17 protein-coding genes are annotated in these 20,247 nt (G+C 54.9%); 9 read left to right on the top strand and 8 right to left on the bottom strand.

What is annotated here, in order from left to right:
* Positions 1-11: 11 nt before the first annotated feature.
* Positions 12-797: a zinc ABC transporter permease subunit ZnuB gene (gene znuB / locus LH23_RS18985; RefSeq protein ID WP_039294565.1), complete on the bottom strand. Its 786-nt coding sequence runs from the start codon at positions 795-797 to the stop codon at positions 12-14.
* Positions 797-1,549 carry a zinc ABC transporter ATP-binding protein ZnuC gene (gene znuC / locus LH23_RS18980; RefSeq protein ID WP_039294562.1) on the bottom strand — a complete coding sequence of 251 codons (753 nt, stop codon included), beginning with the start codon at positions 1,547-1,549 and terminating at the stop codon, positions 797-799. Before znuC ends, znuB begins: the two co-directional genes overlap by 1 nt.
* A gap of 79 nt (positions 1,550-1,628) precedes the next feature.
* On the opposite strand from znuC, the gene znuA reads away from it, so the two are divergent.
* The 3 genes from znuA to lpxM all read left to right on the top strand — a co-directional run bounded on the left by znuA (position 1,629) and on the right by lpxM (position 5,015).
* Positions 1,629-2,573, top strand: coding sequence for a zinc ABC transporter substrate-binding protein ZnuA (gene znuA, locus LH23_RS18975; protein WP_039294559.1), 945 nt, complete (start codon positions 1,629-1,631; stop codon positions 2,571-2,573).
* A 15-nt stretch (positions 2,574-2,588) separates the two neighbouring features.
* Positions 2,589-3,911 carry a murein DD-endopeptidase MepM gene (mepM, locus tag LH23_RS18970; RefSeq protein WP_071842750.1) on the top strand — a complete coding sequence of 441 codons (1,323 nt, stop codon included), beginning with the start codon at positions 2,589-2,591 and terminating at the stop codon, positions 3,909-3,911.
* 123 nt (positions 3,912-4,034) lie between these two features.
* On the top strand, positions 4,035-5,015 hold the full coding sequence (gene lpxM, locus LH23_RS18965; protein WP_039294554.1) for a lauroyl-Kdo(2)-lipid IV(A) myristoyltransferase: 981 nt from the start codon (positions 4,035-4,037) through the stop codon (positions 5,013-5,015).
* Positions 5,016-5,069: 54 nt separating this feature from the next.
* Here lpxM and msrA read toward each other — a convergent pair whose 3' ends face one another.
* From msrA to LH23_RS18945, 4 genes are all read right to left on the bottom strand, one after another.
* Entirely contained in the window at positions 5,070-5,789 is a 720-nt protein-coding gene (gene msrA, locus LH23_RS18960; RefSeq protein ID WP_039294551.1) for a peptide-methionine (S)-S-oxide reductase MsrA, read from the bottom strand.
* 15 nt (positions 5,790-5,804) lie between these two features.
* Positions 5,805-7,565, bottom strand: a complete 1,761-nt coding sequence (locus LH23_RS18955) for a cytochrome c biogenesis protein DipZ (protein ID WP_231560151.1) — start codon at positions 7,563-7,565, stop codon at positions 5,805-5,807.
* Between the two features lie 240 nt (positions 7,566-7,805).
* Positions 7,806-9,248, bottom strand: coding sequence for a pyruvate kinase (gene pyk, locus LH23_RS18950; protein WP_039294548.1), 1,443 nt, complete (start codon positions 9,246-9,248; stop codon positions 7,806-7,808).
* A 127-nt stretch (positions 9,249-9,375) separates the two neighbouring features.
* Positions 9,376-10,245 (bottom strand): MurR/RpiR family transcriptional regulator, encoded by an 870-nt coding sequence (locus LH23_RS18945; RefSeq protein WP_008453963.1) that lies wholly within the window; start codon positions 10,243-10,245, stop codon positions 9,376-9,378.
* Between the two features lie 375 nt (positions 10,246-10,620).
* Here LH23_RS18945 and zwf point away from each other — a divergent pair, with 375 nt between their 5' ends.
* The 3 genes from zwf to kdgA all read left to right on the top strand — a co-directional run bounded on the left by zwf (position 10,621) and on the right by kdgA (position 14,859).
* Entirely contained in the window at positions 10,621-12,096 is a 1,476-nt protein-coding gene (gene zwf, locus LH23_RS18940) for a glucose-6-phosphate dehydrogenase (RefSeq protein WP_008453964.1), read from the top strand.
* Positions 12,097-12,352: 256 nt separating this feature from the next.
* Entirely contained in the window at positions 12,353-14,164 is a 1,812-nt protein-coding gene (gene edd / locus LH23_RS18935; RefSeq protein WP_039294545.1) for a phosphogluconate dehydratase, read from the top strand.
* 53 nt (positions 14,165-14,217) lie between these two features.
* Positions 14,218-14,859, top strand: a complete 642-nt coding sequence (gene kdgA, locus LH23_RS18930; protein ID WP_039294543.1) for a bifunctional 4-hydroxy-2-oxoglutarate aldolase/2-dehydro-3-deoxy-phosphogluconate aldolase — start codon at positions 14,218-14,220, stop codon at positions 14,857-14,859.
* A gap of 65 nt (positions 14,860-14,924) precedes the next feature.
* Here the strand turns inward: kdgA and purT are convergent, their stop codons facing one another.
* On the bottom strand, positions 14,925-16,103 hold the full coding sequence (gene purT, locus LH23_RS18925; RefSeq protein WP_039294540.1) for a formate-dependent phosphoribosylglycinamide formyltransferase: 1,179 nt from the start codon (positions 16,101-16,103) through the stop codon (positions 14,925-14,927).
* Positions 16,104-16,239: 136 nt separating this feature from the next.
* Between purT and LH23_RS18920 the strand changes: the two genes are divergently transcribed.
* The 3 genes from LH23_RS18920 (at position 16,240) to ptrB (ending at position 19,569) form a co-directional block, all read left to right on the top strand.
* Positions 16,240-16,590 carry a YebG family protein gene (locus LH23_RS18920; protein ID WP_039294536.1) on the top strand — a complete coding sequence of 117 codons (351 nt, stop codon included), beginning with the start codon at positions 16,240-16,242 and terminating at the stop codon, positions 16,588-16,590.
* A gap of 122 nt (positions 16,591-16,712) precedes the next feature.
* A complete protein-coding gene (locus LH23_RS18915; RefSeq protein WP_039294534.1) occupies positions 16,713-17,387 on the top strand; it encodes a tellurite resistance TerB family protein in 675 nt (224 codons plus the stop codon).
* A 124-nt stretch (positions 17,388-17,511) separates the two neighbouring features.
* The gene (ptrB, locus tag LH23_RS18910) at positions 17,512-19,569 is read left to right on the top strand and encodes an oligopeptidase B (protein WP_039296905.1); all 2,058 of its coding nucleotides are present in this window, start codon (positions 17,512-17,514) and stop codon (positions 19,567-19,569) included.
* On the opposite strand, the gene exoX is transcribed toward ptrB, so the two are convergent.
* Positions 19,566-20,237 carry an exodeoxyribonuclease X gene (gene exoX / locus LH23_RS18905; protein WP_039294532.1) on the bottom strand — a complete coding sequence of 224 codons (672 nt, stop codon included), beginning with the start codon at positions 20,235-20,237 and terminating at the stop codon, positions 19,566-19,568. The two genes, ptrB and exoX, sit on opposite strands and share 4 nt — an antisense overlap.
* Positions 20,238-20,247 lie beyond the last annotated feature (10 nt).

Below are 20,247 nucleotides of genomic sequence, written 5' to 3'. Positions count from 1 at the left end.
CTGCGTGAGATTTAAGCGGGCTGCTTTTTGGCCATGCTCAAAATAAACAGCATAGCGGCGGCCAGCACGACAGACGGGCCTGCAGGAGTATCGTAAAGCGCCGAGAAAGCCAGCCCGCCGGTGACGGCAATCATACCAATGAGAACCGCAAAGCCTGCCATTTGCTCAGGCGTCCGGGCGAAGCGACGTGCGGTTGCGGCCGGGATGATTAGCAGTGAGGTAATGATGAGCGCCCCGACGAATTTCATTGCAACGCCAATGGTGAGGGCGGTCACCAGCATCAACAGCATTTTCACTCGCTGAAGATTGACGCCGTCTACGTGGGCCAGGTCCGGGCTGATGGTCATCGCCAGCAGGCTACGCCATTGCCAGGCAAGCACGCCAAGCACGACGGCAACGCCAGCGGCAATGGAGATAATGTCCGACGGCGTAACCGACAGTAAATCGCCGAAAAGGTATGCCATCAGGTCGACACGGACGTTAGACATCAGGCTGACCACCACCAGACCGAGCGACAGGGCACTGTGCGCCATAATGCCCAGCAGAGTATCAATGGCGAGGTGAGGGCGTTTCTCCAGCCAGACAAGACCAATGGCAAGTAACAACGTCACCGCGATAACGGCATAAAAGGGGTTCACGTTGAGTAGCAGACCAAACGCGACCCCCAGCAATGAGGCGTGAGCCAGCGTATCGCCAAAATAGGACATCCGGCGCCAGACCACAAAAGAGCCCAATGGCCCCGCCGCGCAGGCAAGCAAAACCCCGGCTAGCCAGCCGGGCAACAACAATTCAAGCATTACTGTCCATTCCCTCTGCGCAGAACGATGCGACCCTGCAGATCGTGACGGTGGTTATGATGATGGCGATAAATGCCCAGCTGTTCAGCACCGATGGGCCCAAACATCGAGATAAACTCCGGATGAGTAGAAACGACTTCTGGCGTGCCGGAACAGCAAATATGGTGATTCAGGCACAGCACTTCATCGGTTTTGGCCATGACGAGGTGCAGGTCATGAGACACCATCAGCACGGCGCAGTTCAGCTCATGGCGAAGCTGGTCAATCAGATTGTAAAGCGCGAGCTGGCCGTTGACGTCCACGCCCTGGGTGGGCTCATCCAGCACCAGCAGATGAGGCTCATTAAGCAATGCGCGCGCCAGCAGAACTCGCTGGTTTTCACCGCCAGAGAGCTTCTGCATCGGCGCATCTATCAAATGGGCGGCCTGCACGCGTTTAAGCGCAGGAAGAATGTCTGCTTTTTTTACTCCCGGACGCAGCCGCAGGAAACGGCTGACCGTGAGCGGCAGCGTGGCGTCCAAATGAAGTTTCTGCGGGACGTAGCCAATGCGCAGATGCCGATCGCGCTTAATGACGCCCTGGTCGGGGGTAACCAGCCCGAGCACGACGCGCACTAAGGTGGATTTACCTGCACCGTTTGGCCCTAGCAGCGTAAGAATACGGCCAGGCTTTAGCGCAAGTGAGATATCGGCCAGCACGCGTCGCTGGCCGAAAGAGACCGAGATATTTTCCAGTTCAACCAAATTTGTCATGACAATTTCAGGGGTTGCATAAGTTAGCGGATGTTATAATATCACAATTATTCTGGTTATCACGATGATAAGTTGCATTATGTTACATAAAAAGACACTTCTTTTCGCTGCATTTTCCGCCGCCCTCTGGGGCTCTGCTGTCACCGGCACCAACGCCGCCGTTGTGGCGTCCATTAAGCCTCTGGGCTTTATCGCTTCAGCCATTGCCGACGGGGTGACTAGCACAGAAGTATTACTGCCTGATGGTGCCTCTGAGCACGATTATGCACTTCGCCCGTCTGATGTAAAACGCTTACAGGGCGCGGACTTAGTCGTTTGGGTTGGTCCTGAAATGGAAGCCTTTATGCAGAAGTCCGTGCGCCAGCTTCCCGAACAAAAACAGCTTGAGCTGGCGGCTCTTACCGGCGTGAAACCGCTGCTGATGAAAGGCGGTGATGACGATGACCATGAGCACAGCGATGAACACGACCATGGCGCAAAGAGTGACGCAGATCACCATCACGGTGAATACAACTTGCACATTTGGCTCTCCCCAGAGGTGGCGCGGCTGTCGGCGGTTGCAATCCACGATAAATTAGTGGAACTTATGCCCGAAAATCGAGCCAAACTTGACGCCAACCTGAAAGATTTCGAGTCAGGCTTAGCCGACGCCGATAAACAGGTGGGTTCCGTGCTGGCACCGCTGAAAGGAAAAGGGTATTTCGTTTTTCATGACGCCTATGGCTACTTTGAAAAGCACTACGGTTTAACGCCGCTTGGCCACTTTACCGTTAACCCTGAAATACAGCCTGGTGCACAGCGTTTACATGAAATAAGAACACAGTTGGTTGAGCATAAAGCGGTTTGCGTTTTTGCTGAGCCACAATTCAGGCCAGCGGTAATTAACGCCGTTGCCAGAGGCACTAATGTCCGCTCCGGCACCTTAGATCCTCTGGGAATTGAAGTCGCATTGGGTAAAAACAGCTATATGCAGTTTATGACCGGACTTGCGAACCAGTATGCGAGCTGCCTGAAAGGAGATTAACGAGGAAGTGAATACGTGCAACAGATAGCCCGCTCTGTCGCCATGGCATTTGACAATCTATCACGGCCCCATCGCGTTATGCTGGGGTCGCTTACGGTTCTCACTCTGGCGGTCGCAGTATGGCGACCGTCAATTTACCATCCGCAGTCCAGTCCGATAATCAAGACCATCGAACTTCAAAAAAGCGAAATACATTCGCTGCTGCCGGAAGCCAGCGAACCCCTTGATCAGTCCCCGGACGCCGAAGATGACACTCTGCCTCAGGATGAACTGGATGATAAAACCTCCGGTGAAGCAGGCGTTCATGAATATGTCGTATCTACAGGCGATACGCTAAGCAGCATTCTGAATCAGTATGGCATCGACATGGGTGACATCAGTCAGCTCGCTGCAGCTGATAAAGACCTGCGAAACATGAAAATTGGTCAGCAGCTTTCCTGGACACTTAGCGCAGACGGCGATTTGCAGCGTCTGACCTGGGAAATGTCGCGCCGCGAAACGCGCACTTACGATCGCACTGATAACGGTTTCAAAATGAGCAGCGAAACCCAGCAGGGCGATTGGGTTAACAGCGTGCTGAAGGGCACGGTGGGGGCAAGTTTTGTTTCCAGCGCGCGTGATGCCGGTTTAACCAGCGCGGAGATTAGCTCAGTTATCAAAGCGATGCAGTGGCAGATGGACTTCCGCAAGCTGAAAAAGGGCGATGAATTCTCCGTGCTGATGTCCCGCGAAATGCTGGACGGCAAGCGCGAGCAAAGCCAACTGGTCGGCGTGCGCCTGCGCAGCGACGGCAAAGATTACTACGCCATTCGCGCTGAAGACGGCAAGTTCTACGATCGTAACGGTTCGGGCCTGGCCAAAGGCTTTATGCGCTTCCCAACCGTGAAGCAGTTCCGTGTTTCGTCGAACTTCAATCCACGCCGCCTTAACCCAGTAACTGGCCGCGTTGCGCCGCATAAAGGCGTTGATTTTGCGATGCCGCAGGGTACGCCTGTGCTGGCTGTCGGGGATGGCGAAGTGGTAATGGCGAAGCGCAGCGGCGCGGCCGGATTCTTTGTGGCTATCCGCCATGGTCGCACTTACACCACCCGTTACATGCACCTTAAGAAGCTGTTGGTGAAACCTGGCCAGAAAGTGAAGCGCGGTGACCGTATTGCACTGTCGGGTAATACCGGACGTTCTACCGGCCCGCACCTGCACTATGAAGTGTGGATCAACCAGCAGGCGGTTAACCCGCTGACGGCCAAGCTGCCGCGTTCTGAGGGCCTGACCGGATCCGATCGCAGCGATTACCTGGCGCAGGTAAAAGACGTATTGCCGCAACTGCGCATCGACTGATTTTTCCCTTTAACGAAAAGCCGGCTCCAGTGGCCGGCTTTTTCTTTTGTCTGCCGGCCGTTGCCCCGCTAAAATAACGATAAATTTGTCTCGCCAGACTGCTGGCGAACTGCAGAGAGCCGCATGGAAAAAGCAAAAAAAAACCACAGTGAGTTTATCCCTGAATTTCAAAGAGCCTTTTTGCACCCGCGTTACTGGGGGGCATGGCTTGGCGTTGGCGCTTTTGTGGGGCTGGCGCTTCTTCCTCCGGGGCTCCGGGATCCTTTGCTGGGGAAAGTGGGGCGCTTAGCAGGGCGACTGGGCAAAAGCGCCAGACGCCGGGCGCAAATTAACCTGCTTTACTGCTTCCCTGATTTACCGGAAGCCGAGCGTGAGGCAATCATCGATCGCATGTTCGCCACGGCGCCGCAGGCGATGGTGCTGATGGCGGAATTGGGACTGCGTGACCCGAAGAAGGTCATGTCCCGCGTGGACTGGCACGGCAAAGAGATTGTGGACGAGATCCGCGCCAAAGGGGAAAACGTGATTTTCCTCGTGCCACACGGCTGGGCTGTCGATATCCCCGCCATGCTGATGGCCTCTGAAGGCCAGAAAATGGCGGCGATGTTCCATAACCAGGGCAATCAGCTGTTTGACTATGTCTGGAATACGGTGCGTCGTCGTTTTGGCGGCCGCATGCATGCCCGCAACGACGGCATCAAACCGTTTATCAGTTCCGTTCGTCAGGGTTACTGGGGATACTATCTTCCCGACCAGGATCACGGCCCTGAGCACAGCGAATTTGTCGATTTCTTCGCGACCTACAAGGCAACGCTGCCGGCCATTGGCCGCCTGATGAAAGTCTGTCGCGCCCGCGTGATCCCGCTGTTCCCGGTTTATAACAGCGACACCCACAGGCTGGATATTTTTATCCGCCCGCCGATGGATGACTTGATGGAGGCCGATGACCATACCATCGCTCGCCGGATGAACGAAGAGGTGGAATTGCTGGTGGGCCCGCATCCGGAGCAATATACCTGGATCCTCAAGCTCCTGAAGACCCGCAAAGAAGGCGAGATAGAGCCGTACTGCCGGGATGAGTTGTACCCGAAAAAGAAAAAATAGCGCATATTGCGAAATGGAAAACCGCGCCACTGTATTTCACTGGCGCGGTTTTTTTCACCCTTTCACTAGCACCGGATCTTTGTTCCACAGCTCCGGGAAGAGCTGTTTAAGTTGCTCGACTTTCGGAATGTCGTTGATCGCAATGTAAGGGTAATTTGGGTTGTCGTTCAGGAAATTCTGGTGATACTTCTCCGCCGGGTAGAACTGCGCATGTTCTTCCACCGTGGTGACCAGCGGCGCACTAAACTTGTGGCTGGCGTTAAGCTGCGTGATATACGCTTTGGCAACTTTCGCCTGTGACTCGTTGAGCGGGAAAACGGTAGAGCGATATTGTGTCCCGTAATCCGGTCCCTGACGGTTTAGCTCTGTTGGGTTGTGCGCAACAGAAAAGAAGACCTGTAATAGCTGGCCATAGGTTACTTTGGTCGGATCAAAGATAACCTGAACGGATTCGGCGTGCCCGGTCATCCCCATGCTTACCGTCTCATAATTCGCCGTCCGTGCTTTGCCGCCCGTATAGCCAGATATTGCGCTGGTTACGCCTTTCACATGCTGAAATACGCCCTGGACGCCCCAGAAACAGCCCCCGGCAAAGACGGCGGTTTCAAGATGCTGGCTCGTGGGCGACTCGTCCTGCAGTGGCGCAGGAATAGCCACCGCGCGTTCGGCTTCGGACCAGGCAGTATTCTGAAAGACAAGTGCCGCGACGATCAGTACCGGTGCGCTAAACAAGGCTACCCGGCGTTTGCTGGCAGAAAATAGTGTTTGTTTCATCGTAATTCTCCCCGGTTAACCGAACGTGAAGGCATAGGCGTTCACGCCCAGATCTTCAAACTCAATGCTGAACGTGTGTTCGCCGCTGCCGCTCGACTGGCGAATTAGCTGGTAAAGGCGCTGTTCCGTCACCGTGCCGCTGCCGTCCGGGTTAACGTCTGAACCGTGGACGCTACCGGGTGCCTGCCCGTCGATAGTGACTTTAAAATGCACCGGTTTGCCTTCTGCACCCGGGCCGAGAACGAGATGCAGATCGCGAGCATGGAACTGGTAAACAATGCGGCCATTCGGGCGATTAAGCGTGATGTTCTCCCCGCCGATGGTCCAGTTACCTTCGAGTCCCCAGCTGTCCAGAGGCAGTGCAGAAGGCTTTTTGTAGTCTGCCGGTTTGTCCCCGGTGACTTCGCCAGAGGCAAAGTTCTGCGCCCGCATATAGCCGAGATAGGTCTCTGGAGAGATATCATTCTGGCCGCTGGCTGCCTGTTCTACGCCGCTGGCAGAAACAGTGCTGATGCCGCTGTTAACGTTTTTAGCACCCGCCTGGCGCAGCAGTTCCTGAATGACGCGTTCGGATTGTGCATAATCGCCTTCGCCAAAGTGCTCGTAGCGAATGTGGCCGCTGGCATCGATAAAGTAATGCGCAGGCCAGTACTGATTATTGAACGCCCGCCAGATGCTGTAATCGTTATCAATGGCGATGGGATAAGTCACGCCTAGTTTTTTCGCCTCTTTTGTGACGTTATTGACGTCACGTTCAAAGGCGAACTCCGGCGCGTGCACGCCAATCACCACCAGGCCCTGATCGCGGTATTTTTCGGCCCAGGCTTTCACATACGGCAAAGAGCGCAGGCAGTTAATGCAGGAATAAGTCCAGAAATCGACGAGGACGACTTTGCCTTTCAGCGATTCAGCAGTCAGCGGTGGCGAGTTGAGCCACTGTGTCGCGCCGCTCAACGAAGGCATCACGCCAGCATCGGTTAGCGTTGGAATGGTGTCGTCATCTGAGGTTTTCACCACGGAGGTGGACGTTGGGGCATTGGCCGTGGTGCTGTCCGGGGAGAGACGTTTGACCAGCGCTTGTTCGATGCCGCCGGTTGACGCTGTAGAAAGTCGGGCCAGTACGCCGGTATCCAGGCCAAAAGAAATAGCGACGACGCCAAGTAACATCCCAGCGCCCAGAATTCGACGGATCCATTCCCCTACACCCAGAGAGCGTTTCATGGCGCTGAAGACTTTACCGCCGATCAACAGCGCCAGTGCGAGCGAGGTGGCCGCGCCTGCGGCATAAGACAGCAGCAGCAGCGTGGAGCCTACGTTTGCCCCCTGCAGCGCTGCGCCTGTCAGTACCAGCCCCAGAATGGGGCCAGCGCAGGGCGCCCAAAGTAACCCGGTTGCAATACCGAGTAAAAATGAAGCGCCAGGCCCTGCCGGCTGGCCTGGTGCCACGCGGTTAGACAGCGAGTTACCCGCGTTAACCAGAGGGTGCATAACGCGCTCAGCCAGGCGAGGGAATAGCAGCGTGATGCCAAAAATAGCCATCAATACTAATGCGACGCCGCGGCCATATTGGTTAGCCGCGACGACCCAGCCACCGCCGACGGCAGCCAAAGTAGCGAATAACGTGAACGTTAACGCCATGCCCGCCAGTAACGGCAGCCCGGTACGCACAAATGGCTGATCGGAACGTGCGAATACAAACGGCAGCACCGGCAGGATACAAGGGCTGGCAATGGTTAGCAGGCCGCCCAGATAAGCAAGAATAATGACCAGCATCATGATGTTCCTGTGTCAGAGAGAGAACGGAGAGCCGGGCGGAAAGGACGAGGCTCCTCATGGAGATATGCCTGCACTTTATAAAAAGAATACTTACTAAATCCTCCTCAAGAGTTAACAATTTCGTGATAACTCCAGGGAGGATAAAAGGGCATGCGAATGCAGCGGAGAATGCCGGGGCACTCGCCGCTGATTTAATGAGGATGTTGCAGGGGAGAGCAGGCGGGGGACGCCTGCTAACGTTTACTCAACGCACAAGATACGCGTGGTGTTGGTGGTGCCGATGGTGCTCATCACGTCACCCTGAGTCACGATGACCAGATCACCGGAAATCAGGTAGCCTTTGTCACGCAGGAGGTTTACCGCGTCGTTAGCGGCGGCCACGCCTTCGCTTGCGCTGTCAAAGTAAACCGGGGTCACGCCGCGATAGAGTGACGTCAGGTTCAGCGTGCGTTCGTGGCGCGAGAGCGCAAAAATAGGCAAGCCAGAGCTGATGCGGGACGTCATCAGCGCGGTACGCCCGGACTCGGTCATCGAAATGATGGCGGTAACCCCTTTGAGGTGGTTAGCGGCATACATCGCGGACATCGCAATGGCTTCCTCAACGTTATCGAACTGCACGTCGAGGCGGTGCTTGGAGACGTTGATGCTTGGGATTTTTTCTGCACCCAGGCAAACGCGCGCCATTGCCGCGACGGTTTCAGCAGGATACTGGCCTGCCGCCGTTTCTGCAGACAGCATCACCGCGTCGGTGCCGTCAAGTACGGCGTTTGCCACGTCCATGACTTCCGCACGGGTTGGCATTGGGTTAGTGATCATCGACTCCATCATCTGGGTGGCGGTGATCACGGCACGATTCAGCTTACGTGCACGGCGAATCAGGGTTTTCTGGATGCCAACCAGCTCCGGGTCGCCGATCTCAACACCCAGGTCACCACGAGCAACCATCACCACGTCGGAGGCGAGAATAATGTCGTCCATTGCGGCTTCATCGCAGACGGCTTCCGCGCGCTCTACTTTGGCCACAATTTTCGCATCGCAGCCTGCATCACGCGCCAGGCGACGAGCGTAGTTCAAATCTTCGCCGCAGCGCGGGAAAGACACGGCCAGGTAATCAACGCCGATTTTGGCCGCGGTCACGATGTCGGCTTTGTCTTTATCGGTCAGCGCTTCGGCTGACAGACCGCCGCCCAGTTTGTTGATCCCTTTGTTGTTGGACAGCGGGCCGCCTACGGTCACTTCGGTAAACACTTTCAGGCCCTGGACTTCCAGCACTTTGAGCTGAACACGGCCATCGTCGAGAAGCAAGATGTCGCCTGGGACGACGTCGGCCGGGAGGCCTTTATAGTCAATACCCACTCTCTCTTTGTCGCCTTCGCCTTTGCCGAGGTTGGCATCCAGCAGGAATTTGTCGCCCAGGTTAAGGAATACTTTGCCTTCTTTGAAGGTAGATACGCGAATTTTAGGGCCTTGCAAATCGCCGAGGATCGCCACATGACGCCCCAGTTTTGCGGCAATTTCACGCACTTTATCTGCACGCAGCTGATGATCTTCAGCTGAGCCGTGGGAGAAGTTCATTCGCACCACGTTAGCGCCGGCGGCAATAATTTTTTCTAAATTATTATCGCGGTCGGTTGCCGGGCCTAAGGTGGTAACGATTTTGGTTCTACGTAGCCGTCTGGACATGTATTACTCCGTTGACTGAAACAACTTGGTGTTGCGTGAACAAAAACTCGGTAGGTCAGGGTGTGCTGTGAATACCCATGACAACGTAACCGAACAGCCTAATAAGTTACAACTTTGTTATCAAAAATTAACGTTCATCGCCTGAGAGAAGACGTTCTTTATCAAAGCGCGATTCTTTGAGCGCTTCCTTGACTCGCTTCAAGTTATCCCTGAATTTAGCCCCTCGACGCAAAGTAAAGCCCGTCGCCAGAACATCGATGACGGTCAACTGCGCCAGACGAGACACCATCGGCATATAAATATCAGTATCTTCTGGTACATCCAGCAGCAGAGAAAGCGTCGCCTCGCGGGCAAGCGGGCTGCCTTCCGATGTGATGGCGAGCACAATGGCATCGTTTTCACGGGCTAACTGCGCCAGCTCAACCAGATTTTTAGTCCGGCCGGTGTGGGAGATAAGCACCACCACATCTTGCTCGGTACAATTCATACAGCTCATACGTTGCATAACAACGTCATCTGAGTAAATCACCGGGACATTGAAGCGGAAAAACTTGTTGGTAGCGTCGTGCGCGACGGCGGCGGAAGATCCTAGCCCAAAGAAGGCAATTTTTTTTGCCTGAGTAAGTAAATCCACGGCCCGGTTGACCGCAGACATATCCAGCGACTGACGAACCCGGTCAAGGCTCGCCATGGCAGACTCAAAGATCTTGCCGGTGTAGGACTCGACGCTATCATCTTCATCAACATTCCGGTTTACATACGGTGTGCCATTCGCCAGACTCTGAGCTAAGTGCAGTTTAAAATCCGGGAAGCCCTTGGTTTCAAGGCGACGGCAAAAGCGGTTCACGGTGGGCTCGCTGACATCCGCGCTGCGGGCAAGCGTCGCGATGCTGGAGTGAATGGCGTCCTGAGGCGCAGCAAGAATCACTTCTGCGACTTTGCGTTCCGATTTGCTAAGGTGTTCCAGCTGTGACTGGATTTTTTCCAGCATATTCATAAAGGCGGGCACTCATGGGTTTTAGCGATTTCAGCAACAGAAGAAATCGTGGGCCGATTTAGCAAGAATATACTCTTGCTAAAATGTGATAGGGCGAGTCGCCCGGCTAATGTTGTTGTTTTTTTTCATTACATGATCGGTGTCTAACTTTGGCAACGGTTACATCGCACAAAAAAACGCCAGTAAATGACGCTTTAGTGCGGCATTGTGGGAAAAGTTAGCAATTGAGGCGGTCAAACCGGGGTTAACGGTTGTCCTCAATTCAGCAAAAGCAGTACATTGCAGCGTAATAAAATTACAAGACGTGCCTGGCTTAATGCTATCCGCGCCCAGAGGGCCGGTAAAAGCCGGGATATCCGAAACGAGGAGACAAACATGGCGGTAACGCAAACAGCCCAGGCGTGCGACCTGGTCATTTTCGGTGCAAAAGGCGACCTGGCGCGCCGGAAACTGTTGCCATCCCTGTATCAGCTGGAAAAAGCAGGTCAAATCCATCCGGAGACCCGTATTCTGGGTGTTGGCCGCGCAGAGTGGGATAAAGAGGCATACACCAAAGTTGTCCGCGAAGCCCTCGAAACCTTCATGAAAGAGAAGATTGACGAGAGCCTGTGGGACAAACTGAGCGGTCGTCTGGATTTCTGTAACCTGGACGTCAACGATACCTCTGCTTTTACCAAGTTGGGCAAAATGCTCGACCAGCAGAATCGCGTCACTATCAACTACTTTGCTATGCCACCAAGCACCTTTGGCGCTATCTGCAAAGGGTTAGGTAAAGCGAAGCTTAACGCCAAGCCTGCTCGCGTCGTCATGGAAAAACCGCTGGGGACTTCCCTCGAAACCTCCCAGCAGATCAACGATCAGGTGGGCGAGTTCTTTGAAGAGTGCCAGGTTTACCGTATCGACCACTACCTGGGTAAAGAAACTGTTCTTAACCTGCTGGCGCTGCGTTTTGCCAACTCCCTGTTCGCTAACAACTGGGACAACCGCACTATCGATCACGTAGAAATCACCGTGGCCGAAGAAGTGGGTATTGAAGGCCGCTGGGGTTACTTCGATCAGGCCGGGCAGATGCGCGACATGATCCAAAACCACCTGCTGCAGATCCTGTGCATGATTGCCATGTCTCCACCGTCTGACCTGACCGCGGACCATATTCGCGATGAGAAAGTGAAGGTTCTGCAGTCGCTGCGCCGCATTGACCGCACCAACGTGCGTGATAAAACCGTGCGTGGTCAATACACCGCAGGCTTTGCGCAGGGCAAGAAAGTGCCTGGCTACCTGGAAGAAGAGGGCGCGAACAAATCCAGCGCCACCGAGACCTTCGTGGCTATCCGCGTAGATATCGACAACTGGCGTTGGGCCGGCGTGCCGTTCTACCTGCGTACCGGTAAACGTCTGCCAACCAAATGTTCTGAAGTCGTGGTTTACTTCAAAAACCCTGCGCTGAATCTGTTTAAAGATTCGTGGCAGGAATTGCCGCAGAACAAACTGACTATTCGTCTGCAGCCGGATGAAGGCGTGGATATTCAGATCCTGAACAAAGTTCCGGGCCTGGAGCACAAGCATAACCTGCAAACCACTAAGCTGGATCTGAGCTACTCCGAGACCTTCAATGAATCTCACCTGGCGGATGCCTATGAACGTCTGCTGCTGGAAACCATGCGCGGGATTCAGGCGCTGTTTGTACGTCGTGATGAAGTAGAAGAGGCGTGGAAATGGGTCGACTCCATTACCGAAGCCTGGGCTGCGGACAACGATGCGCCGAAACCTTACCAGGCCGGTACCTGGGGGCCAGTGGCTTCTGTGGCGATGATTACCCGTGATGGCCACTCCTGGAACGAATTTGAGTAACAGGCTGTGAACATGGCCGGTAAAAAGTCGCTAACAAATGGTTCTCATTTTACCGGTAACATGATCTAACACAGAAGTGGCATAGTTTTTTATGAATAATAGCCCCGCGTGGATTCACCCGCGGGGCTTTTTTATTTACACTAGCTGAAGCGTTTTTGCTCCCGGCATCAAGTCTGATGGGCTACAAAGTTACTTTTATCAGCCCCGAACATGGCGATATCAATGCGGGAGAACAGCCACTTTCTGAGGAACTTCTATGCATCCAAATTTGTTACGGGTAACATCGCGTGTTATCGAACGCTCCCGCCCAACGCGCGAAGCCTACCTGGCACGTATTGAGAAAGCCCGGAGCAACACGGTTCACCGCTCGGAACTTGCCTGCGGTAACCTCGCGCATGGTTTCGCTGCCTGCCAGCCGGACGATAAGGCGGCGCTGAAAAGCATGTTGCGTAACAATATTGCGATCATTACGTCCTACAACGACATGCTCTCCGCCCATCAGCCGTATGAACATTATCCTGAGCAAATCCGCAAGGCGCTGCACTCCGTGGGCGCGGTGGGGCAGGTTGCAGGCGGTGTTCCGGCGATGTGTGACGGCGTGACTCAGGGTCAGGATGGCATGGAGCTTTCGCTGCTGAGCCGCGAAGTGATTGCCATGTCTACCGCCGTTGGCCTCTCCCATAACATGTTTGACGGCGCGCTCTACCTTGGCGTGTGCGACAAAATCGTGCCGGGGCTGACAATGGCTGCGCTGTCGTTCGGTCATTTACCTGCGCTCTTTGTGCCATCAGGCCCGATGGCGAGTGGCTTACCTAACAAAGAAAAGGTTCGCATTCGCCAACTTTATGCGGAAGGCAAAGTTGACCGCCTTGCGCTGCTGGAAGCGGAAGCCGCCTCTTATCACGCGCCGGGAACCTGCACCTTCTACGGCACGGCGAATACCAACCAGATGGTTGTTGAGTTTATGGGCATGCAGTTGCCGGGGTCGTCGTTTGTTCAGCCTGATGCAGAGTTGCGTCACGCGCTGACGGATGCCGCGGCGCGCCAGGTCACTCGCCTGACCGGCAACGGCAACGAATGGATGCCTCTCGGGAAAATGATTGATGAGAAAGTGGTGGTGAACGGCATTGTTGCACTGCTGGCTACCGGCGGCTCGACTAACCACACCATGCACCTTGTCGCGATGGCTCGCGCTGCCGGGATCATTATTAACTGGGACGACTTCTCTGAGATCTCCGAAATCGTGCCGCTGCTGGCTCGTTTGTATCCAAACGGCCCCGCCGACATTAACCACTTCCAGGCGGCGGGCGGTGTGCCGGTGCTGATGCGTGAGCTGCTGAAAGGTGGCCTGCTGCATAAAGACGTTAACACCGTGGCCGGTTTTGGCCTGCATCACTACACCATGGAGCCGTGGCTCGACAACGGCCAGCTTGCCTGGCGTGAAGGCGCCAGCGAGCCACTGGACAGTGATGTTATTGCCACCATGGAAAAACCGTTCTCCCGCCATGGCGGAACTAAAGTGCTGAGCGGGAATCTGGGCCGGGCGGTGATGAAAACGTCAGCGGTACCGGTAGAAAATCAGGTTATTGAAGCCCCGGCGGTGATTTTTGAAAGTCAGCATGACGTATTGCCCGCTTTTGAAGCAGGCAAACTGGACCGTGATTGCGTTGTTGTCGTCCGCCATCAGGGGCCAAAAGCGAACGGCATGCCAGAATTGCATAAACTTATGCCACCGCTTGGAGTATTATTGGACCGCTGTTTCAAAATTGCTCTGGTGACAGATGGAAGACTGTCCGGTGCCTCTGGGAAGGTGCCTTCCGCAATCCATGTTACCCCGGAAGCATATGACGGCGGGCTGCTGGCGAAGGTGCAGGATGACGACATGATTCGCGTCAACGGCCAAACGGGCGAGCTGACATTGCTGGTCGATGAAGCCGTACTTGCGGCACGCCCTGCTTATCACCCGGATCTCAGCGCCGAGCGCGTAGGGACCGGTCGGGAGTTATTTGGCGCATTGCGCGAACAGCTTTCGGGCGCTGAACAAGGCGCAACCTGCATTAAATTTTAAGCCCGTGGCAGCACTGCCCCGGAACAGATTAAAAGTGGCTAAGAGGCGCTCAGATGAAAAATTGGAAAACTACGGCAGAACAAATCCTGAAAACTGGCCCGGTTGTGCCGGTCATTGTTGTTAACAAGCTGGAACATGCTGTGCCGATGGCGAAAGCCCTGGTAGCCGGTGGCGTCCGCGTGCTGGAAGTCACGTTGCGTACAGCTTGTGCTATCGATGCCATTCGTGCGATTGCAAAAGAAGTGCCTGAAGCGATTATCGGCGCGGGTACCGTGTTGAACCCACAGCAGCTTGCGGAAGTGACCGAAGCGGGCGCGCAGTTCGCCATCAGCCCGGGCCTGACCGAGCCGCTGCTGAAAGCCGCGACGGAAGGCACTATTCCTTTGATCCCAGGCATCAGCACCGTTTCAGAACTGATGCTGGGGATGGACTACGGCCTGAAAGAGTTCAAATTCTTCCCGGCAGAAGCTAACGGTGGCACTAAAGCGCTGCAGGCCATTGCCGGGCCGTTCTCTCAGGTACGTTTCTGCCCAACCGGCGGCATCTCTCCGGCTAACTACCGCGATTACCTGGCGCTGAAAAGCGTGCTGTGCATCGGCGGTTCATGGCTGGTGCCGGCGGATGCGCTGGAAGCGGGCGATTATGACCGCATCACCAAGCTTGCCCGCGAAGCGGTGGAAGGCGCTAAGCTGTAAGCCATAAAAAAGCCCGCAGTACGCGGGCCTAATGATTCAGTCGCTCTCATTTGAGGGCGATTTTTTTATCCTTCAATTTTTACCTGTGCGGCTGACGCCACGGCTCTGGAAACTGCCTCATCGACGCTATTCCCGGTAGCCAACGCCACGCCCATACGGCGTTTACCTGCGATCTCCGGCTTACCGAACAGGCGAACCTGTAAACCGCCGCCCAGTGCAGCGCCTACATTGCTGAACTTGACGTTGTCGCTATGCAGCTCTGGCAGGATCACCGCCGACGCAGCAGGGCCATACTGACGAATGTCACCGATGGGCAGGCCGAGGAAGGCGCGAACGTGCAGGGCAAACTCAGACAGATCCTGCGAAATCAACGTCACCATGCCGGTGTCATGCGGGCGAGGGGAGACCTCACTGAAAATCACCTCATCGCCGCAGACAAACAGCTCAACGCCGAACAGGCCGTGGCCGCCCAGGGCGGTAACCACTTTTTCAGCAATCTCTTTCGATTTTGCCAGCGCGATGTCGCTCATCTGCTGCGGCTGCCAGGATTCGCGGTAGTCGCCATCCTCCTGACGGTGGCCGATAGGCGCGCAGAAATGCACGCCATCAACGGCACTGATGGTTAGCAGGGTAATTTCAAAATCAAAATTGACCACGCCTTCGACGATGACGCGGCCTTTGCCAGCCCGTCCGCCAAGTTGGGCGTATTCCCAGGCTTTAGCCAATTGATCTGCGGTGCGGATGAAACTTTGACCTTTGCCGGAGGAGCTCATCACCGGTTTAACGATGCACGGCAAACCAATTTCCTGCACGGCCTGGCGGAAAGCGTCTTCACTGTCGGCGAAGCGGTAGCTGGAAGTGGGCAATTGAAGTTCTTCTGCGGCCAGGCGGCGGATCCCTTCGCGGTTCATGGTGAGTTTGGTGGCGCGGGCGCACGGCACTACGCGCTGGCCCTGGGCTTCAAGCTCCAGCAGGGCATCGGTAGCAATGGCTTCAATTTCAGGAACGATAAAATCAGGCATTTCGGCGGCGACAAGCGCTTTTAGCGCTGCGGCATCCAGCATGTTAATCACGTGGCTGCGGTGCGCGACGTGCATCGCTGGTGCATTTGCATAGCGATCGACGGCGATAACTTCGACCCCGAGGCGCTGACACTCAATGGCCACTTCTTTACCCAATTCACCGGAACCCAGCAGCATAACTCGCGTAGCTGCCGGGCGCAGAGCAGTTCCCAACGTTGACATGTGATTTAGCCTTAACAAAGAAAAAGACCGGGGAAGTATAAACGAAAACGTTTGCGTTGGCAGCGGCTTTCCGGCTTGTGTGATAAAATGAATGTCGATATACTGGATAAATGAACAGGTAAAACGGAGCTGCAAAATGGCGGTCGAGATTAAATATGTTGTGGTGAGAGAGGGACAAGAAAAAATGGCCTTTGCCAGTAAAAAGGATGCTGACGCTTACGACAAAATGCTGGATCTGGCTGAAGTCCTCGGCGACTGGCTGCAGCAAAGCCCGATTGCGCTGGATGAAGGGCAGAGCGATACCCTGGCGATGTGGATGGCGGAAAACAAGGATCTGCTGGCGGGGGTGCTGAAAAACGGCAAGCTGCCAGAGCCTGAAGTAAGCCAGTCTGAGCCAGATGTGGAATCTTCTGTGGCTGAGCAGTCGCCAGCGGCGGAAGACAACGTCAGCGAGCACCCCGGACGTAAGCGCACCAAAGCCGCGTGATACGTTGCAGCAGTAAGCGCCGGGCAGCCGGCGCGATTCTTTTCCCATCTTTAGCGCTGCCCGACGTTTCTTGACGTCCTGTGACCTACTCTCGACGAGTTAAGTCAACAGAGGGTTTCGTCATGAATAACTGGTTACAGCAGCTTCAGTCGCTCCTGGGGCAATCTACTTCCCCTCAATCTTCACAGCCTGCAGCCGGTAATGGCCCTGAAGGGATCGGTAAACTTCTGGTGCCGGGGGCGCTGGGCGGATTAGCCGGATTACTGCTGGCGAGTAAGTCGTCCCGAAAACTGTTAACAAAATACGGCACCAGTGCGCTCCTGGTCGGCGGCGGTGCGGTGGCCGGAAGCGTGTTATGGAACAAATACAAGGCACGCGTCCGTGAGAATCAGCCTGCTTCAGCGGGTTATGATCATTCGCACTCGTCGGTTGATGTTCGTACCGAAAGATTAATTACCGCGCTGGTTTTTGCCGCTAAAAGCGACGGCCATATTGATGCAAAAGAGCGTCAGTTTATTGAGCAACAGCTGCGTGAAGTCGGCATCGACGACGAAGGCAAAGCGCTTGTCGAACGAGCTATCGACAGGCCGTTAGATCCTCACCAGCTCGCGCAAGGGGTGAGAAACGAGGAAGAAGCGCTCGAGCTTTATTACCTAAGCTGTACGGCTATCGATATCGATCACTTTATGGAACGTAGCTATCTGAGCGCTCTGGGCGATGCGCTAAATATACCGCCGGATGTCCGCTCCGGTATTGAGCAAGATATTCAGCAGCAAAAACAACCGCTCGCGGTTTAATCCTCCTGCAATCATCCTGTGCCGGGTTTCTCCCGGCATTTTCTTTTAATCCTTCATGTTCCGCTTGCAAGCCCGGCTGAATTTGCCACCCTTACGGGGTGTTAAACGGAAAATGATGAAAGTGATGCCGCCAAAAGCCAAAAAAATACCTCACGCTATGATGCTGCATGGCGATACCCGCACGGATAACTATTACTGGTTGCGGGATGATGACCGCGCCGATCCCGATGTGCTGAAATACCTCGAGCAGGAAAATGATTACGGTAAAAGGATCATGGAGAGCCAGCGCGCGCTGCAGGAGCAATTGCTCAAAGAGATGATCGCTCGCGTTCCGCCTCGTGATGTTTCCGCCCCCTATGTGAAGAACGGCTATCGCTACCGCCAGGTTTATGAAAAGGGTAATGAGTACGCGATTTATCAGCGGCAATCTGCGGTCAGAGAAGAGTGGGCCGAGTGGGACGTGCTGCTGGATGCCAATCAGCGCGCTGCCCACAGCGAGTTTTACACGATGGGCGGGTTTGCTATTACGCCGGACAATACCGTGATGGCCCTGGCGGAGGACTATCTCTCTCGTCGTCAGTTCGGCATTCGTTTGCGTAATTTGAAAACCGGAAACTGGTACCCGGAGCTTTTGGATAACGTCTCGACCAGTTTTGTCTGGGCAAATGACTCCGCCACGCTTTACTACGTGCGCAAGCATCCCAAAACCTTACTGCCTTATCAGGTCTGGCGGCACACGCTGGGCCACCCGGTGGCCGATGACCAACTGGTGTATGAAGAAAAAGATGACGCTTTTTACGTCAGCGTGCACAAAACAACCTCCCAGCATTTTATTGTCATCCATCTTGCCAGCGCGACGACGAGTGAGGCTTTGTTATTGGATGCCGAACTGGCAGACGCCGAGCCGCAAGTTTTTGCCCCGCGCCGGAAAGATCATGAATACACTGTCGATCACTACCAGCATGGGTTCTACATTCGTTCCAACAAAGACGGTAAAAACTTCGGGCTCTACCGCTGCGCCGTGCGGGACGAAAAACAGTGGGAAACGCTAATTGCCGCAAGGGAACAGGTCATGCTTGAAGACTTTACGCTGTTCCGTGACTGGCTGGTGGTTGCCGAGCGCCAGCAGGGGTTGACAAGCCTGCGTCAGATTAATCGCCATACGCGTGAGTCCACGGGCATCGCTTTTGACGATCCAGCCTATGTTACCTGGCTTGGCTACAACCCTGAGCCGGAGACCTCGCATTTACGCTACGGCTATTCTTCGATGACTACGCCGGATACGCTTTTTGAACTGGATATGGACAGCGGAGAGCGCCGGGTTATCAAGCAAACCCAGGTTGCCGGTTTTGACGCTAATAATTACCGCAGCGAGCATCTGTGGGTGACGGCGCGGGATGGCGTTCAGGTTCCGGTGTCGCTGGTTTATCACCGGAAACACTTTCGCCGGGGCAAAAGTCCTCTGTTGGTCTATGGCTATGGATCCTATGGCAGCAGTATGGATGCGGACTTTAGCAGCAGCCGTTTGAGCCTGCTGGACAGAGGTTTTGTCTTTGCCATTGCTCACGTACGCGGCGGCGGTGAACTGGGGCAACAATGGTATGAAGACGGTAAATACCTGAAAAAGATGAATACCTTTAACGACTATCTGGACGTGTGCGACGAGCTGCTCAGGCAGGAATATGGCGATCCTAAACTGCTTTATGGGATGGGCGGCAGCGCGGGTGGGATGCTGATGGGAGCAGCTATCAACCTGCGCCCTGAGTTATTTCACGGCGTGGTGGCTCAGGTGCCGTTTGTTGATGTGGTGACAACGATGCTGGATGAGTCGATTCCGCTCACCACCGGAGAGTTTGAAGAGTGGGGCAACCCCCAGGACGAAGAGTATTACCGCTACATGAAGCAATACAGCCCTTACGACCAGGTTCGCGAGCAGGCTTATCCCCATCTGCTGGTGACTACCGGGCTGCATGATTCACAGGTGCAGTATTGGGAGCCGGCTAAGTGGGTTGCCAAATTACGCGACTATAAGCGGGATGAGACCTTGTTGCTGCTTTGTACCGACATGGATTCCGGGCACGGCGGTAAGTCGGGGCGCTTCAAATCTTACGAAGGCGTTGCGCTGGAGTTTGCTTTCCTGATTGCCCTGGCGCAGGGGACCCTGCCAGGGCGCGTGCATTAATCGGCCGCGCTGGCGGCCAGGTAATGTTTTAGCGTCATGCGGAGATCCGGCGCTAGCTCCTTGATGTTATTAAGCATCCAGCGAAGATAGCCCGGGTCATCTTCCGCTATTTCCGCAATGCGTTTGCCCCGGTATTTGCCAAACATCATGGTGGTCACCAGCGCCGGACGCCCGGTAATGGTGACCATATCTTCCGCGCTCCAGCCAGACACATCCATAATTCTCAACAGCAGGGCGGCGGTAATATAACAATCGAACAAGGCGCGGTGATGATGCAGCCCGGCGGGGGTATCCACATGCAGCTTTAGCGATTTATACAAGCCCATGTTACTGTACTTGATGCCCGGCCACAGGCGACGCGCCAGCTTCACCGTGCAAATCCAGTCGCCCTGCATCTCCGGCAGCATGCGGCTGTCGAAACTGGCGTTGTGTGCCACGTAATAAGGGCTCCCCATATAGCGGGGGATGACCTCTTCAATCCAGGGTTTATCGGCCACCATCTCTTCGGTAATTTTGTGGATGGCCATCGCCTGGTGACTTATCGGCCGGTCAGGACGGACAAGATCGCTCATCGGGTTTACAATCTTGCCGTCGATGATATCCACCGACGCAACTTCCACTACGCCTCCCTGTAACCCACAGGTTTCCGTATCAATAATGCGCAGCATCGCAGTCTCC

The sequence above is a fragment of the Cedecea neteri genome (assembly GCF_000758305.1).
In the GTDB taxonomy this organism is placed as follows: Bacteria; Pseudomonadota; Gammaproteobacteria; order Enterobacterales; family Enterobacteriaceae; genus Cedecea; species Cedecea neteri_C.
Note: the sequence above shows the minus strand (reverse complement) of the source record. Positions and strands in the feature narration are given on the sequence as shown.

Coding starts and splice junctions, on each gene's coding strand:
- ptrB (WP_039296905.1), top strand. CDS start 17,512: ATGCCGCCAAAAGCCAAAAAAATACCTCACGCTATGATGCTGCATGGC.
- LH23_RS18945 (WP_008453963.1), bottom strand. CDS start 10,245: ATGAATATGCTGGAAAAAATCCAGTCACAGCTGGAACACCTTAGCAAA.
- kdgA (WP_039294543.1), top strand. CDS start 14,218: ATGAAAAATTGGAAAACTACGGCAGAACAAATCCTGAAAACTGGCCCG.
- LH23_RS18955 (WP_231560151.1), bottom strand. CDS start 7,565: ATGATGCTGGTCATTATTCTTGCTTATCTGGGCGGCCTGCTAACCATT.
- znuB (WP_039294565.1), bottom strand. CDS start 797: ATGCTTGAATTGTTGTTGCCCGGCTGGCTAGCCGGGGTTTTGCTTGCC.
- zwf (WP_008453964.1), top strand. CDS start 10,621: ATGGCGGTAACGCAAACAGCCCAGGCGTGCGACCTGGTCATTTTCGGT.
- msrA (WP_039294551.1), bottom strand. CDS start 5,789: ATGAAACAAACACTATTTTCTGCCAGCAAACGCCGGGTAGCCTTGTTT.
- znuC (WP_039294562.1), bottom strand. CDS start 1,549: ATGACAAATTTGGTTGAACTGGAAAATATCTCGGTCTCTTTCGGCCAG.
- edd (WP_039294545.1), top strand. CDS start 12,353: ATGCATCCAAATTTGTTACGGGTAACATCGCGTGTTATCGAACGCTCC.
- LH23_RS18920 (WP_039294536.1), top strand. CDS start 16,240: ATGGCGGTCGAGATTAAATATGTTGTGGTGAGAGAGGGACAAGAAAAA.
- LH23_RS18915 (WP_039294534.1), top strand. CDS start 16,713: ATGAATAACTGGTTACAGCAGCTTCAGTCGCTCCTGGGGCAATCTACT.
- exoX (WP_039294532.1), bottom strand. CDS start 20,237: ATGCTGCGCATTATTGATACGGAAACCTGTGGGTTACAGGGAGGCGTA.
- lpxM (WP_039294554.1), top strand. CDS start 4,035: ATGGAAAAAGCAAAAAAAAACCACAGTGAGTTTATCCCTGAATTTCAA.
- znuA (WP_039294559.1), top strand. CDS start 1,629: ATGTTACATAAAAAGACACTTCTTTTCGCTGCATTTTCCGCCGCCCTC.
- purT (WP_039294540.1), bottom strand. CDS start 16,103: ATGTCAACGTTGGGAACTGCTCTGCGCCCGGCAGCTACGCGAGTTATG.
- pyk (WP_039294548.1), bottom strand. CDS start 9,248: ATGTCCAGACGGCTACGTAGAACCAAAATCGTTACCACCTTAGGCCCG.